The sequence below is a fragment of the Williamsoniiplasma somnilux genome, assembly GCF_002804005.1.
In the GTDB taxonomy this organism is placed as follows: Bacteria; Bacillota_I; Bacilli_A; order Mycoplasmatales; family Mycoplasmataceae; genus Williamsoniiplasma; species Williamsoniiplasma somnilux.
Window position 1 is genome coordinate 84,917 of record NZ_CP024965.1, and the last position, 16,614, is coordinate 101,530.

Consider the following 16,614-nt stretch of genomic DNA (forward strand, 5'->3'; position numbering starts at 1 on the left):
TTATTAAAATTTTAATTTAATATTTTATATCTTGGAGGAAATGCGCTATGCAAAAAACAAGCGGAACTAAAACTAAATCGTTTGAATTCTTGACATTGTTCACAATGGTTATCGGTACCGTTATCGGTACTGGTATTTACATGAAAAATAACGAATTATTAAATCAAACACAAAACCCAATTGTAGCAATTATTTTGTGAATTATTGTTGGGTTTATTTGTGTTTTATCTGTAGCAGTGTTTATTGAAATATCTTCATCAACGAAACATGTCGGAAACGGAACAGTTGCTAACTGAACCAAACTTTTTATTAATAGAAAAACAGCTTCAATGTTTTCTATTTTTTACATGCTTATGTATATTCCTTCAACTCAATCATTTTTTGTTGGAAGTTTTATTATGTACTTATTTAAAGCAATGGGTGTAGTTGTTGATCCAGCAATGCAATTAACAATTTATTTAGCAGCAGGCTTATTTATTCTTGGAAGCTTTTCATTTTTACATATTTATGGACCTAAATATGGTCGCGGCATCCAAGTTTTTGGAACCATCTTTAAATTTATTCCTTTGGTGGTTGCTTTTGTTGCTGGTTTCATCTTAATGGATAAAACACCGGGAGGAACTTCATCAATGTGAAACAACGGTGGAATAAATCATGCTGGTGATTGATCAACAAGTAATTTTACCGGAACAGCTTTCATCGGTGGTTTTGGAGCAATTTTATTTTCGTTTGATGGATATATTTATATTGCTAACGCACAAAGAGATGCAACTCATAAAGAAGTTGTTCCTAAAGCTTTATTTTTTGGAATGATCTTTGTTGCAATTTTCTATACATTAATGGCGATATCATTATTCTTGGGGTCACCAGATGGTTCAATTGTGCGTTTATTAGAAAAAGTTTTTAGTGGTGGAAAAACTGGTGATGAAATTTCACAAACTGTACAATCAATGTCAAGAATTTTGTCAAATATTATCTTAATGATTATTTGTTTCTTGAATATTAATGTCTTTACTTATATTGGTTCAATTGATGTTGAATCAGATGCACAAGTAGGATTGTTATATCAAAAAGATCCGAATAAAAAAATGTCAAGAGCATACTCAACTTGATTACAAACCAGTATTGTAGCAGCAGTTTATTGCGCTTTGATTATTCTTGGTTTTGCTCTGCCAATTGAGTATATTCAGTGGAATGGTTTTTCAACAATAATTTCTTCTCAAGAAGCTTTACAAGGTGATGTCTTCTACAAACCTTTAACATTAATGGGGGATTTTGCATCAGCAATCTCAGCAACATCATTCTTGTGTATTACAACAGTAATTTTTGCAGCAATTTGAAATAGAAAAACGAACAAAGTCAAAGTTGATAAGGTAAGATTATTTTTACCTCTTGCTTGAATCTCCGGAATTATGATTACAATTTTTACAATTTTAGGAGTGTTTTCATTTGTGGTTCCTGCCAATGTTCTTAATGGTGAAAAAGGTTGAATGGAAACTGATGGATTTATATTTACAGTCTTCTTAATAGTTTCCTTAATTATCAATTACGGAGTTTATAGATTACAAGAAATCTTTTTTAAAAAACAAGAAAATGAACTTCAAAATACAAAAAAAATCTAAATTTACTTTAGATTTTTTTGATTTATGATGACTTTAATTCTAACCTTACGCCTTTAATAAATGATAAAATTAATTTAAATGAAAAGAGATTAATTTATGAATTGACCAAACAGATTGACATTATTAAGATTGATATTAGTTCCTGTTGTTATTGTTTTAATTTTGATAAGTTTCTATACTGAAATTCAAAAAGGAAATCAATGAAAATGAGAACTTACAATTGACGATTATCATTTGCCGATTTTATTTTTGGCGGGAGGCCTTATCTTCGTCATTGCTAGTTTAACGGATTTCTTAGATGGTTACTTGGCAAGAAAAAATAATCAAGTAACTGATTTTGGTAAATTTTTTGATCCAATAGCTGACAAATTGTTAGTTAACTCAACACTGATTTTATTTTCAGCGATTGGAACTTTACCTGTATGAATTACTATCATTTTAATTCTTCGAGATATTTTTGTGGATTTTATTCGTATGATTTTGTCAAAAAAAGGAGTCACATTAGCAGCAGGTTTTTTTGGTAAATTAAAAACAGTTTTCCAAATGTTTGGACTTTCAATTTTGTTTTTTATTAATTTTAAATTTTTTAACAATGACAATAATAATTTAAGTGGAGAATACGGGTTATTAAATCAATTCATTTTAATTCCTATGTACTTAGCAACGATTTTTAGTATTTACTCAGGAATTGTTTACTTTTGAAAAGCTAAACCTACTTTATTTGCAAAATAAAATAAAAGAGCAAACGCTCTTTTATTTATGAAAGGAAAAATATGAGTTTCAATAATTGATCAATTTTTAAAAAATGTAAAAACATTGTTTTAACAGAAGACATAAAGAATAAACTACAAAAATATTATGATATTTTAATACGCGAGAATACCAAATATAATTTGACAAGAATAATTTCAATTGACGATGTTTATGAAAAGCATTTCTTAGATTCATTATTGTTCACTGAGGCTTTTAATTTACAAAATCAAAAAATCGCTGATATTGGCAGCGGTCCTGGTTTCCCTGGTGTTGTTATTAAAATATTTTTCCCTAATACAAAAATTTTGTTAATAGAATCTAATAACAAAAAGGCTAATTTTTTAAGAACATTAATTAAAGAATTAGATTTAAAAGGAATTAATGTTGCCGATCAAAGAGCTGAAGATTTATCATTTCAATTGAAAGAAACATTTGATATAGTTATTTCTCGTGCAGTTGCATACTTAGATATCATCTTAGAAATTGGTGTTCAACTTTTAAAAATAGAAGGCCATTACATTTTGTTAAAAGGTCCTCGAGCAGAACAAGAAATTATAGATCTTAAAAATAAAGATTTAAAAATGGGATTAAAATTAGAGAATAAACAAACTTTAGAAGATACTGGTTTTGGCATACGTATCAATTTATTTTACAAAAAATTTCAATCAACAGCATCGATTTACCCGCGTAGTTATGCGCAAATAAAAAAGGAATCAAAATAATGAATTATGAATTACTTGAAATAGGTGATTTTGTTGAATTAAAAAAACAACACCCAAGCAAAACTGAACGTTGAGAATTAATCAAAACAGGTTTTAAATATAAATTTAGAAGTAATTTAAAATTTGATTTATTTATAGAATTAGATAGAACAACAATGAACAAACAAATCAAAAAAATAATTAAAAAGGAGAATTTATAAAATGGCTTTAAAAGTAGGAATTGTAGGTTTACCCAATGTTGGTAAATCGACACTCTTTAATGCAATCACCAATTCAAAAGTTGAGGCTGCTAATTATCCATTTGCAACAATTGAACCAAATGTAGGTGTGGTAGAAGTACCTGATGTAAGATTGGATAAATTAATGAATATTTTCCAATCAAAGAAAAGAGTAGCAACAACAATTGAATTTGTTGATATTGCTGGTTTAATTGCCGGAGCTTCTAAAGGAGAAGGTTTGGGTAATGCTTTTTTAGCTAACATTCGTGAGACTGATGCAATTTGTGAAGTGGTGAGATGCTTTGATAATAAAGATATTACTCACGTTGAAGGAACTGTTGATCCAATTCGTGATATTGAAATTATTAATTTAGAATTAATGTTAGCCGATGAAGCTACTGTTCAAAAGCGTCTTGAACGAATTGCCCCCAAAATTAAATCCGGAGACAAGCTTGCAAAAATTGAAAATGAGTTATTACAAAAATTAAAAGTTTGTTTATCAGAAAATAAACTTTTAAATACACTGGATTTAAACGAAGAAGAAGCTAAAATTTTAAAAGGTTTTCAATTATTAACTGCTAAACCTTTTATTTATGTCGCTAACGTTAATGATGATGAATTAGCCGATGATAATCAATATGTTAAACAAGTTAAAGAGTACGCTGAAAAATTAGGAAATAAAGTTGTTAAAATTTGTGCCAAAATAGAAGAAGAATTATCTGAGGCAACTCAAGATGAAAGAACCTTATTTTTATCAGAATTAGGAGCAGAACAAACAGGTTTAGAGTCATTGATAAAAGCAGCATATGATACATTAGGATTGCAGACTTTTTTTACTGCAGGTCCTCAAGAGTCTCATTCATGACAATTTAAAAAAGGTATGACAGCGCCTCAATGTGCCGGAATTATTCATACAGATTTTGAAAAGGGTTTTATTAAAGCAGATGTATATAATGTTAAAGATTTATTTGAATTAGGTTCTGAAAAAGCTGTTAAAGATGCCGGTAAAATGAGACTGGAAGGAAAACAATACATCATGCAAGATGGAGATTCTTGTTTCTTTAAATTTAATAATTAACAAACTACCTACGAGTAGTTTTTTTAAACACTTTTAATGTCGTATAACACTTAAAAAATGTATTTTTAGAAAAAATTTCCACAAATTATATTTTTTTTTGGAACATTTTACATAAGGGGTTATAATGAAAAGGTGGTAAAAATTGTTTACCCCCATATTGACGAAAAGAGGAGAATTTTTTATAGTATGACAGCTAAAATAAATGTATTTTCAGAAATTGGAAAACTGAAATCGGTATTAGTTCATAGACCTGGTGATGAAATCGAAAACTTAACTCCAGATTTATTAGAGAGACTATTATTCGATGATGTACCTTTCAAAAAAGTTGCAGTTGAAGAACATGATAAATTTACAAAAATCATGAAAGATAACGGAATTGAAGTTCTTTATATTGAAGAATTAACAGCGCAAACTTTAGATCAAAATCCAAAGTTAAAAGATAAATTTGTAGAGCAATTTATCGAAGAAGCTAATGTTAAACCAGAATTTGTAAAAAAATATAAAGAATTTTTAACAAAAATGAGCAACTTAGACATGGTTATCAAAATGATTGCAGGAACTAAAAAAATTGAGTTGGGAATTAAAGATACAAAAGATAGTTATCCATTTGTAGCTGACCCACTACCAAATGTTTTATTCCAACGTGATCCATTTGCTTCAGTTGGAAATGGGGTTACATTAAATCACATGTGATCTGTAACAAGAAACAGAGAAACTTTATTCCCTGATTTTGTTTTTAAACACAATAGTAGATTTGAAGGAGTTCCATACTTCTATGAAAGAATTTGAAAAGACGCTCATGTTGAAGGTGGAGACATTCTTGTCTTGAATAAAGAAACTTTGATAATTGGGGTTTCACAACGTACTAACATGAAAGCAATTGAAAAAATTGCTGAAAGATTATTCAAAGAAGGAACATACAAAAAAATTGTTGTTTTAGATTTACCAAAATCAAGAGCGTACATGCATTTAGATACAGTGTTCACAAACGTGGATTATGATAAATTTATTACTCATCCACTAATTTTTGATAATATTGATGAATTTAAAATTTACGAACTTACTCCAAAAGGTAAAAGAGAAGTAAAAGAAAAATTAGTTGATTTCTTATCAGATGTTACCGGAACTAAAGTCCAATTAATCCGTTGTGGTGGAGATGATCCAATTGCAGCAGGAAGAGAACAATGAAATGATGGAACTAATGTTTTAACAATTGCTCCAGGTAAGGTTATTGCTTATGAAAGAAATTGAGTAACAATTGACTTATTAAGAAAAGCTGGAGTTGAAGTATTAACAACAGCATCATCTGAATTATCACGTGGACGTGGTGGACCAAGATGTATGACAATGCCATTATGAAGAGAAGATTTAAAAAAATAGGAAATGGAGAAAATTAAAACATGGCTGTAAATTTAAAAGGAAAAAGTTTTTTAAAATTATTAGATTTTTCACCAAGAGAAATCAGGTACTTGTTAGATCTAGCACGTGACTTAAAACGCGCTAAATATGCAGGTAATGAAGCTAAAATGATGGAAGGCAAAAATGTTGTTTTACTTTTCCAAAAAGACTCAACAAGAACTCGTTGTGCTTTTGAAGTTGGAGCATTAGACCAAGGAGCACACGTTACATATTTGGGGCCTTCAGGATCACAATTTGGTAAAAAAGAATCTGTTGCTGATACAGCAAGAGTTTTAGGAAGAATGTATGATGGAATCGAATTCCGTGGTTACAAACAATCTGATGTTGAAGCATTAGCTAAATATTCAGGAGTTCCTGTTTGAAATGGATTAACAGATGAATGACATCCAACCCAAATTTTGGCTGACTTGTTAACTATTGAAGAATGTAAAGGGAAACTAAAAGGTTTAAAATTTGTTTTTGCAGGAGATGCTAGAAACAACATGGGAAATTCATTGATGGTTGGATGTGCAAAAATGGGAATGCACTTTGCAGCAGCAGCCCCAAAAGAACTTTGACCAGATGCTGAACTAATTAGCAAATGTAAAGAACTTGCTAAAGATAGCGGAGGATCGGTTGAAATGATTGATGATATGGCAAAAGCATGCAAAGACGCTGATGTTATTTATACTGATGTTTGAGTATCAATGGGAGAAGCTCCAGAAGCATGAGAAAAACGTATTAAAGCGTTAAAACCATTTCAAGTAGATATGAAAGCAATTAAAGTTGCTAAATCAGATGTTATTTTCATGCACTGTTTGCCTGCATTTCATGATTTGAATACAGAAGTTGCGCAAGACATTCACAAAAAATTTGGTTTATCAGAAATGGAAGTAACTAATGAAGTTTTCGAATCAAAGCATTCAATTGTTTTTGAAGAAGCTGAAAATCGTCTCCACACCATTAAAGCAGTGATGGTAGCGACAATTGGAAAATAGTTTATAATACTATAAGTATTAATTTTTTAAGAAAGGAGATCTTTATGACACAAACTGAACAAAAAAAAGGATTTGGTTTAAAATTGAAAAGCAAAGATCCTAACAAAAAGAAAAAAGCTTTCAAAATGTGATCTGCATTTTCTATATTGATGTTAATCATAGCTTCTTTAGTTTTAATTTCTTGAATTTTAAAATGATCTGGTGTAACAACTGATGTTTTCATTCCTGGTTATTGAGAAAATGGTGAAGAAGGCGGAAATTGAATTGCTGGTCACATTGAAAAAACCCCAATTCTAGCAATGGGAATAATAGATTTATTTATTGCACCTATGAAAGGGTTTATTGATAAATCATCAGTTATTATTTTTATCATGGTTTTAGGCGCTTTTATAGGAATGGTTGTTTCTTCAAAGGCATTAGAAGGATTTTCACAATCAATTATCAATAAATTAAAGGGAAAAGAAATCTGAGCTATTATTCCGCTTATGACATTCTTTTCAATTGCAGGAACAACAGAAGGTATGGCCGAAGAATCATTAGGTTTCTATATGATTATGGTGCCACTAATGATTGCCGCTGGATTTGATACATTCACTGGATTATTAATTGTTTTAGTTGGAGCAGGAGCCGGAGTTTTAGCCTCAACTGTTAACCCGTTTGTTATTTCTATCGCAGTTGATGCTCTAGGTGAATCACCATCAGGCGAACAAATGAGTGTTGGTGATGGACTTGTATGACGTTTAATTTCTTGATTTGTTATTACAATTGCTTCAATTGCTTTTGTTATGATGTATGCGAGAAAAGTTAAAAACAATCCGCAAAAATCTATAACATTCGCTACTCTTGAAGGAGATAAAAAATTCTTTTTATCAAATGCAGCTGAAAAAATAAATATGAATTGAAGAAAAAAATCAACACTTGCAATTTTCGGGTTGGTATTCCTTGTTATGATTGCTTACTTGGTAGGTTGAGATTCAATTACTCGAACTAAAGCTATGGAAGATTTTGCTATTTGAATTAAAGAAAACATTCCTTACTTAGCTTCAACTATTCCTGGTTTTGGTAACGGAGGACTAGAAATTGTTGCTGGTTTCTTTTTAATTGGTTCAATAGCCATTGCTATGATTAACACAATTGGGGTAAAACATAACGAAGGCGAAACAGGGGAAGCAATTTTCATAAAAGATTTCATGGCTGGAGCAGCTGACATTCTAAGTGTTTGCCTAATTATCGCGACTGCTGCTGGAGTTGGTTATTTATTAAGAGAATCACATATGCAAGAATTATTTGTAAATGGTTTAGCAACAAGTATTGGAGGAATTGGTTCATCAATTGGTAAAGTAATTTTACTTTATATTGTTTTCCTGCCTTTATCATTCTTAATTCCTTCTAGTTCAGGATTTGCGGCTGCTATTTTCCCACTATTAACAGGTGTTGTAACAAACACTTCTGGACAGTGAGATGGTGTAACTGCATCAGGTTCAATAACTGCCTTTTCATTTGCTTCAGGTTTATTAAATATAATTACACCAACCAGTGGTGTTGTTATGGGAGCGATGGCAATTTGTAGAGTTGATTATGGTAAATTCTTAAAAGGAATTATGCCACTTCTAGGAATTTTATTTGCACTTTCAATTGTCTTATTAGCTGTTGGTGGAGTTATTGGCGGATCAATAGCATAAATTTTAATTTCAAAAATAAGAATAGAGGAAACATATGTCAAAAATAGTAGTAGCAGTTGGGGGTAATGCTTTAGGTAATAACCCAATTGAACAAAAAGAAATTGTTAAAAATACTGCAAAACATTTAGTTGATTTTATTATTAAAGGAAATGATTTAATTATTGTTCATGGTAATGGACCGCAAGTCGGAATGATTAATAACGGTTTTGACTTAGCGCATAAAAGTGATGATAAATCACCATTAGTAGATTTTCCCGAATGTGGAGCTATGAGTCAAGGTTATATTGGTTATCATTTACAACAAGCACTCATTAATGATCTTAAAAAACGGAACATCAAAAAATCTGTAGCATCAATAATTACCCAAACATTAGTAGACAAAAATGACAAAGCATTTTCTGATCCATCTAAACCGATTGGTTCGTTTATGGATGAAGCAGAAGCTAAAAAATTAGCTAAAGATAATGGGTGAGATGTCAAAGAAGATGCCGGAAGAGGATGACGTAGAGTTATTGCTTCACCAAAACCAATTGATATTGTTGAGAAAGATATTATTAATAACTTAGTTAATAATGGTTTTGTCCTAATATCAACTGGTGGGGGAGGAATTCCTGTTATTGAAAAACAAGGAATTTATAAAGGTGTTGCCGCTGTTATTGATAAAGATTTTGCTGCTGCAAAAGTTGCTGAATTAACCAATGCTGATTCGTTAGTTATATTAACGGCAGTTGATAGAGTAGCTATCAATTATAATAAATCTGATGAAAAAAGCATTGATTTAATGTCTTTAACACAAGCTAATGAATATATTGTTCAAAAACAATTTGCTCCAGGTTCAATGTTACCAAAAATTCAAGCAGCAATGATGTTTGTAGAGTCTACAAATGGTAAACCTGCATATATTGGTTCACTTGATAAAGTCGAAGCAGTATTGAAAGGTGAATCAGGAACCAAAATTGTTAAATAAATAAAAATACCTTTAAAAAAGGTGCCTGTTTAGGCACCTTTTAATTTCGTTAAAAGTTATATAATATTTTTATGAAAGGTAATTGCTTATGTCAGAAATAAAAAAAAGTATACAGGTCAGTGGACACAAAGTTAATTATTTTATTCGCTATGGACAACAAAAGAATATTATTTTAAGAGTTAAGGAAGGTAAGATTTATATTTCAGCTCCTGTACGTGCTTCTCAATGAGAAATCGATGAATTGATCTATAAGAATTATCACAAAATCAACAAAGTGCAAAATAATTATGAAGTTCAATCTAAATATGATTTTTTTGCTAGCAAGCCATGAATTAAAATTTTTGATCAACAAATCGAAGTTATACTTGTTGAGGAGAATATCCATACTAAAATGGCAAATAATGTGATTTTTATGAAGAACTACTATAACAATGATGAGCAAATTGCTAAACTTTACACTTTTTTAGCAAAGCAATACAAAAATTGATTTAACAACCGCAGTTCACAATGAGCACAACAAATGGGCTTAGAGTATAAAAATTTATCAATTAAAGTTATGAATATGAAATGGGGTGTTTGTTATCCGACACACTCAAAAATAATTTTTAATACTAAATTATTACACTTTAAACCAGAAATCATTGACTATGTTATTGTTCATGAGTTATCGCATTTACGATTTGCAAATCACTCTCGCGATTTTTGATATTTGGTCGCTCAATATTTGTCAAATTATAAAGAATTATCAAATGTTTTAGACAAATCTGGTATTTAAGATTTCCTATTAAGTTGAAATTTTTTTTATTTTTTAAAGTTTTGCACATTTCCACATTTTACGTTTAAAATTAAATTAGACTCAAATGATTTTAGAAGCTTATATAGGATAGTAAAATGGACTATCGACTCCACCCCTAGACCAAAAGTAGGGACTATAAGTTACCATAATTATCAAACCGTATTTTGTGCGGTTTATAAGCTTCTTCAATGAGTAATTAAGATTAAAGGGGCACATATAATTATGTATAATGAAAAAATAATTAGCAATTTAAATGAAGACATCAAAACTCACTTCAAAAATATTTTTCCAATTGAGAAAAATTATAAATTGCATTTTGAAGGTGTCTCAAGAATGGTTATGTTAGACCGTTATTCTCAAAAAGACGAAACTTTAAAAACTTTAAAAGTTGGAGACATTGTCTTGACAATAATTAAAGAAGATCCAAACTATCCTTCACGTGGAATTGGGCGTGTTATTGAAATCAGAAATGATGGTAAATGTTTAATTGATGTTGAAGACCAATATTTAAATAATATTTCAGATGATTTAAAAGCAGATAAAAATGTTCCAAATTTAATTTTGAAAAATAAACAAACTCTTTCAAAACCAATAGAACTTTATTATGAACAAATTGCTAAACGTGTAGGTTCTCATTTGGGAACAGGTGAAAGCAATGAGATAATTAATGCTTTTGTTCATGAACTTATGGAATTAAACTTTGTGCCAGCAGGTCGTGTTTTGTATGGAGCTGGTTCAAATAAAGAAGTTACTTACTTTAATTGTTACGTAATGCCAATGCCAAAAGATTCACGTGAAGGAATTGCAAAACATCGTGAAGAAGCTGCCGAAATTATGTCAAGAGGAGGAGGGGTTGGAACCAACGGTTCAACTTTAAGACCAAAAGGATCTCCGGCTCTAAGTGTTGGGGGTTCATCATCAGGAGCTGTTTCTTGATTAAATGACCTTTCGCAACTAACACACTTGATTGAACAAGGTGGTTCAAGACGTGGAGCGCAAATGATCATGTTAGCCGATTGACACCCTGATGTAATTGAATTTATTATTTCGAAAATGCAAAATGTTAATTCATTACAGTTCATTAAACAAAACTTTAGATCAGAATTAATTTTAAATGAAGTGAATAAAAAAATTACTTTTAAACCTTTTGATGCTAATGAAAGAAATGTTTATGAAAATATTATTCAACATAAACAAAACTTCGATGAGAAATTTATTAAAGACATTGAGAAAAAATTATATTCTGGAGGAACTTATGAAGTAGTTGATTCAAAATTTTTAACTGGGGCCAATATTTCGATTGCAATTTCTGATAAATTTATGGAAGCAGTTGAAAATAACTTAGAGTGAGAATTTATGTTTCCAGATAATTTAAATTTCACTCCAGAGCAAAAGAAATTTTATGATGAAAAGTGACATGAAATTGGAAATGTCTTTGAATGAGAAGCGTTAGGATATCCTGTTAAAAAACATTCTAAAATTTCAGCTCGTGAGTTATATAAATTAATTAATTTTTGTGCAACTTACTCAGCTGAACCAGGCATTTTCTTCTTGGACAGAGCTAACAAAATGACAAATGCTCAAGGTTATGGACAAAAAGTTGTATGTACAAACCCTTGTGGTGAACAACCATTGGCGCCTTATTCAGTATGTAATTTAGGAGCTATCAATCTTTCTAATTTTGTAAACAAATCAACAAAAGAAATTTTGTTTAATAAACTTAAAGAAACTGTTAAGACAGCGGTAAGAATGCAAGATAATATTATTGATGCGACTCCATATTTCCTAGAACAAAATAAAAAACAAGCATTAGGAGAAAGAAGAATCGGATTAGGTGTTATGGGATTACATGACATGCTGATTTGAGCTGGTGTTAAATACGGAAGTCAAGAAGGCAATAAAATTGTTGATGAAGTATTTAAAACTATTACAGTAACCGCTTATGAAACATCAATTGCTTTGGCAAAAGAAAAAGGTGTATTCCCATTCTTGGTTGATCGCCAAAAATTTATTCAATCAGGATTTATGAAATCAATGCCAAAACATATTCAAGATGGTATTGTAGAGTTTGGTTTAAGAAATTCCCATCTAATTACAGTGGCCCCAACAGGTTCAACGGGAACAATGGTTGGATGCTCAACAGGATTAGAACCATACTTCGCATTCACTTACTTTAGAAGTGGAAGATTAGGTAAATTTATGGAAGTAAAAGCACCAATTGTTGAGCAATGATTAAATTACAATCCAGAATTCATTAATAAACAATTGCCAAATATGTTTGTTAATGCCATGTCGTTAAGCCCAACAGAGCATGCTGATGTTCAATGTATTATTCAAAGATGAGTTGATTCATCAATTTCAAAAACTGTTAATGCTCCAAAAGGTTATACAGTTTCTCAAGTTGAAGAAATTTATTCATACCTGTATAAAAACGGAGCAAAAGGTGGAACAGTTTATGTTGACGGTTCCCGTGATACTCAAGTCCTTTCTTTAGAAAAAGAAGAAAACTTATTTGAAGAAGAATTTACTAAAAAAGGAGTAGGTTTACAAGAACACACTATTTCCGAAACTCCAAAAAATATCGGAAGTGAAATTGGTGATACTTGTCCTGTTTGTGAATTAGGAACTCTAATTGATTCAGGTGGTTGTGTTACTTGCAACAATTGCAATGCCCAAGTTAAATGTGGTTTATAAAAAAGAAAATTAATAAAAATTTAAAAAGACTTCTTTAGAGCGAAGTCTTTTTTAGAGAGAGGTTAAAATGATTAATTCAAAACAAAAAAATAATAATGAAAAAACTGAAGCAGATAAATTAACTAATCAAAATTGAAAAATTAAATGATTAACAATTTTGTCAGCAACTTTAACAGCTTTAGTTATCGGAACTTTTATTTGGTTATTTGTTTTAAATGACAAATTAAATAGTACTAGAAAAATTATTTCAAGATTAGATCAAATCAGCTTAGAAATTAATGTTAAAGTAGCGCCAAATAGTGCAGAAGATAACGATTTTATTGAAGATGTTAAACCAGCATTGAGTTATCACTATAAAGACGAAAAATTGAAAAATTTTTTAGGTTTAACTTTAGGTGATTGACTTCAAAAACAAACAAATATTTTTAAACTTTCTCCACCAAGTCAATATGGTATATATGTTGAAAATATTTTAAATGCCAAAATTGATAAAGGTTGATGAAGTGTTTCTAGTTCAACTGATGAAGAGTGTTTAAAAAATGCTGAACAAGATCAAAACGGAATTAAATATTCTTCTCCAGTTGGGGTTTCGTATCTTTATTTACAACCAGGATATAATGAATTTACATTTTGAGCAGTTAAATTATAATAATTAAAAAGAAAGCGAGGCGTCATGAGAAAGTCGTTATTAATTACCTTAAAAATAACTTTTATTGGCGTTTATGCCGCTTTAGTTTACGCATTACAAGTAGCGTTAGCATCAATTCCTAATGTTGAATTAGTGACATTGATGTTATCAATTGCTGGATTATGTATGCATCGCTATATGTCAATGACTATAGCTTTAATTTTTGTTCTTTTAGAAGCTTTAACTTATGGTTTTGGTGACTGAGTTATTTTGTATATTATTGTATGGCCACTACTTACTTTGAGTTTTTCTCTCTTTAAAAAATATGCCGAATACGCTTGAGTTTTGGTGATTGCAGTTAACACTATTTTCGGCTTTTTATTTGGAGCTATTGATGCTGGAATTAAATATTTATTGTATGATCAATCAACGATGATTGCTTATTGAATTAAAGGCTTGGTCTTTGATTTAATTCATGGTGTAGGAAACTTTATGATTGCACTATTATGCTTTAAACCAGTTTATGCTGTGGTTTCGCGTTATTGTAAAAAATACATTAATGCACCCTTGTTCAAAATTAAAAATTTCGATTTCAAGATTATGGGTTGTGGATTCTGTGTTTCCAAATTTTATATTTAAAAAAGCGAGTAATATTACTCGCTTTTTTAAATATAACTAACACTCTTTATATAGGTTTTTTCGCTTTTTTAATTAAATAATGTAGTAAAATCACTTTAAAGAGTCAGGGTGATTTTATGAATAAAAAAATGTATTTATTAAATTATATTTTTTTTCTCTTATTTGTTCCTAATTTATTAATGGTTGTTTGAGCACAAGGTAAAAGTTATGAAAATCATTATTTTATTAATTTTTCATTGGTTTGATTTTTTTGATTAAATTTTATGATTTATTCTGTATATTTATCTTTTAAAAACAAAATGAATAATCACGGAAAAACTGTACATTTTTTTAATTCAATTCATTTTTTTATTGGTTCAATTCTTTTAATTATTTGTGCAATGTCACTTTTTGCACCAAGCATGTCACACACCAAAAACGTAGTTTCTCCAGTGTCGAACTTATTTGTGGCCATGCTTATTTGTGGTTTTATATTTTTGGTTTATTTAATGGACAAAAACATCAACAACATCTTAATCTTTTATTACAAAAATAGTTTCAAAAAAATTATTAAAAAATTTCATATTTTGACAATTAGCAAAAGTTTTAAAACTATTTTAAAAAGAATTTTTTTGCAACTATTAATTTCAAAAATTATTTTCATAAACAATTATTTAGTTAATGTCTTTTTGATTTCTAAAAAGAACATTTTTGAAATTTTAAAATCAGATAAATTTGCGTACAAACCAGCTCTTTCTTTTTTAAGTATTAATTATAAAAAGAAAGGTAAATTATGAAAGTTATAGAAATAAAAAATTTAACAAAAAAATTCAAAACTGGTTACGGGATTTTTGATATTAATATTGAAGTTAAAGCCGGAGAAGTTTATGGTTATTTAGGTCCTAATGGATCTGGTAAATCAACAACAATTAGACATATTATGGGTTACCTTAAACCCCAAGCTGGTTCTGCTCATATCTTTGGTAAAGATGCTTGATTAGAATCAAATTTAATTCAAAATGATTTAGGGTATTTACCGGGAGAAATTGCTTTTCCTGAATATAATTCGGGAATAGATTTTATTAAAATGATTTTTAATTTAAGAGAACAAACTAATTGAGATTATGTCGAAGAATTAATTAATTATTGAGAGTTTGATCCTAATGTAAAAATTAAAAAAATGTCTAAGGGGATGAAGCAAAAAGTTGGTCTTGTGATTGCGTTTATGCACAAACCCAAGTTATTGGTTTTAGATGAACCCACCAATGGATTAGACCCATTAATGCAAGAAAAATTTATTAGCTTGATTTTAAAAGAAAAAGCTGCTGGAACAACAGTTTTAATGAGTTCACATATTTTTGCTGAAATCGAAAAAACTTGTGACAAAGTTGCCATTATTAAATCAGGCAGAATTATTTCCGATGTAGAAATGAATAAATTGAAATTAAAAAGTGATCGTAAATATGAAATTGAGTTTGTAGACAGCAAAGTCCTCAAGGAATATTTATATAAAAATTCAAAAACTAAACATTTATATAAAATTCCGTATGATCAAGTTGATGATTTCTTTGAAAAATTAAAAAAATTTAATATTAAAGATTTTAATGAAATTCCGTTTTCTTTAGAGGAGTATTTTTTAGACTTTTACAAAAAAGAAGAAAAACAAGGAGGAATTAAAAATGTTTAATAAAGAAATTATTAAAAGTTCAGTTAAAGAAAGTTGAATTCTTTGAGTTGCCTTAACTGCTTTATCGTTTGGTTGTTTATTATCGGTAATTATTACAGGACATGCATCAGATAGAATCCCTAGTATGCAGCAATTTATACAAGTTTCATTCTTTAGTATTTTAGCAACGATGTTTCCGATGATTTTTATAGCTGTTATTGGAAATAAATTAATAACTGGAGAAGTTGAAAAAGGTCATATGGCTTATTTATTGTCTTCACCACTATCAAGAACACAAATTATAATTAGTAAAATGAATTTCTTTATTTTATCAGTTATTGCTCATGTTTTTGTATTGTATATAACTGGGGTTATTGCGTTTTCTATTTATGAAACAGATATAACAATGCTTAACTGAACACTAATTTGTTTAAACTTTTTAGGTTTATTAATATCATTGTCAGCAATTGCATTCTTTGTTTCTACATATTTTAACAAGTCATCGCTATCACTATCAATAACTGGAGGATTAACATTATTATTTATTGTTTTTAACTTTTTGGGAGGCACAGGAGCACAGTTATTCACAAGTTTTGAGTGAATCAAGTACTTGTCATTAATTTCTTTAATGGATGTGCCAAACATTAATGCTTCAGATGTTCTTACATGATTGCCACAATCACTTGCTTTATTTGGTTTGAGTGTATGTTTATATATTGGTTCGATATATGTCTTTAAAAACAAAGATTTACCACTTTAAAATTAACATAACAA

At 29.5% G+C, this 16,614-nt stretch carries 16 protein-coding genes and 1 riboswitch; all 16 genes read left to right on the forward strand.

Annotated elements, in window-relative coordinates; genetic code table 4:
• Positions 1-47: 47 nt before the first annotated feature.
• The 16 genes from ESOMN_RS00345 (at position 48) to ESOMN_RS00420 (ending at position 16,600) form a co-directional block, all read left to right on the forward strand.
• Entirely contained in the window at positions 48-1,622 is a 1,575-nt protein-coding gene (locus ESOMN_RS00345; RefSeq protein ID WP_024863856.1) for an APC family permease, read from the forward strand.
• Positions 1,623-1,718: 96 nt separating this feature from the next.
• Entirely contained in the window at positions 1,719-2,354 is a 636-nt protein-coding gene (pgsA, locus tag ESOMN_RS00350; RefSeq protein WP_051445530.1) for a CDP-diacylglycerol--glycerol-3-phosphate 3-phosphatidyltransferase, read from the forward strand.
• A gap of 41 nt (positions 2,355-2,395) precedes the next feature.
• Positions 2,396-3,097 (forward strand): 16S rRNA (guanine(527)-N(7))-methyltransferase RsmG, encoded by a 702-nt coding sequence (gene rsmG, locus ESOMN_RS00355; protein WP_024863855.1) that lies wholly within the window; start codon positions 2,396-2,398, stop codon positions 3,095-3,097.
• Positions 3,097-3,297: a DUF951 family protein gene (locus ESOMN_RS00360; RefSeq protein ID WP_024863854.1), complete on the forward strand. Its 201-nt coding sequence runs from the start codon at positions 3,097-3,099 to the stop codon at positions 3,295-3,297. Before rsmG ends, ESOMN_RS00360 begins: the two co-directional genes overlap by 1 nt.
• A gap of 1 nt (position 3,298) precedes the next feature.
• Complete coding sequence (ychF, locus tag ESOMN_RS00365; protein ID WP_024863853.1) at positions 3,299-4,393, forward strand: redox-regulated ATPase YchF; 1,095 nt, start codon at positions 3,299-3,301, stop codon at positions 4,391-4,393.
• 186 nt (positions 4,394-4,579) lie between these two features.
• Positions 4,580-5,773: an arginine deiminase gene (locus tag ESOMN_RS00370; protein ID WP_024863852.1), complete on the forward strand. Its 1,194-nt coding sequence runs from the start codon at positions 4,580-4,582 to the stop codon at positions 5,771-5,773.
• 20 nt (positions 5,774-5,793) lie between these two features.
• A complete protein-coding gene (argF, locus tag ESOMN_RS00375) occupies positions 5,794-6,789 on the forward strand; it encodes an ornithine carbamoyltransferase (RefSeq protein ID WP_024863851.1) in 996 nt (331 codons plus the stop codon).
• 44 nt (positions 6,790-6,833) lie between these two features.
• The gene (locus ESOMN_RS00380) at positions 6,834-8,471 is read left to right on the forward strand and encodes a YfcC family protein (protein ID WP_024863850.1); all 1,638 of its coding nucleotides are present in this window, start codon (positions 6,834-6,836) and stop codon (positions 8,469-8,471) included.
• A 34-nt stretch (positions 8,472-8,505) separates the two neighbouring features.
• Positions 8,506-9,438 (forward strand): carbamate kinase, encoded by a 933-nt coding sequence (arcC, locus tag ESOMN_RS00385; protein ID WP_024863849.1) that lies wholly within the window; start codon positions 8,506-8,508, stop codon positions 9,436-9,438.
• Positions 9,439-9,526: 88 nt separating this feature from the next.
• The gene (locus tag ESOMN_RS00390; protein ID WP_024863848.1) at positions 9,527-10,213 is read left to right on the forward strand and encodes a M48 family metallopeptidase; all 687 of its coding nucleotides are present in this window, start codon (positions 9,527-9,529) and stop codon (positions 10,211-10,213) included.
• Between the two features lie 97 nt (positions 10,214-10,310).
• A riboswitch (nucleoside riboswitch) is annotated at positions 10,311-10,375 on the forward strand.
• An 81-nt stretch (positions 10,376-10,456) separates the two neighbouring features.
• Positions 10,457-12,928, forward strand: coding sequence for a vitamin B12-dependent ribonucleotide reductase (locus ESOMN_RS00395; protein WP_034942687.1), 2,472 nt, complete (start codon positions 10,457-10,459; stop codon positions 12,926-12,928).
• 67 nt (positions 12,929-12,995) lie between these two features.
• Entirely contained in the window at positions 12,996-13,577 is a 582-nt protein-coding gene (locus tag ESOMN_RS00400; protein WP_024863846.1) for a hypothetical protein, read from the forward strand.
• Positions 13,578-13,601: 24 nt separating this feature from the next.
• Positions 13,602-14,195, forward strand: a complete 594-nt coding sequence (locus tag ESOMN_RS00405) for a hypothetical protein (RefSeq protein WP_024863845.1) — start codon at positions 13,602-13,604, stop codon at positions 14,193-14,195.
• 116 nt (positions 14,196-14,311) lie between these two features.
• Positions 14,312-14,980 carry a hypothetical protein gene (locus ESOMN_RS00410; protein WP_024863844.1) on the forward strand — a complete coding sequence of 223 codons (669 nt, stop codon included), beginning with the start codon at positions 14,312-14,314 and terminating at the stop codon, positions 14,978-14,980.
• Entirely contained in the window at positions 14,968-15,861 is an 894-nt protein-coding gene (locus ESOMN_RS00415; protein WP_024863843.1) for an ABC transporter ATP-binding protein, read from the forward strand. Before ESOMN_RS00410 ends, ESOMN_RS00415 begins: the two co-directional genes overlap by 13 nt.
• Positions 15,854-16,600 (forward strand): ABC transporter permease, encoded by a 747-nt coding sequence (locus ESOMN_RS00420; protein ID WP_024863842.1) that lies wholly within the window; start codon positions 15,854-15,856, stop codon positions 16,598-16,600. Before ESOMN_RS00415 ends, ESOMN_RS00420 begins: the two co-directional genes overlap by 8 nt.
• Positions 16,601-16,614: the final 14 nt, after the last annotated feature.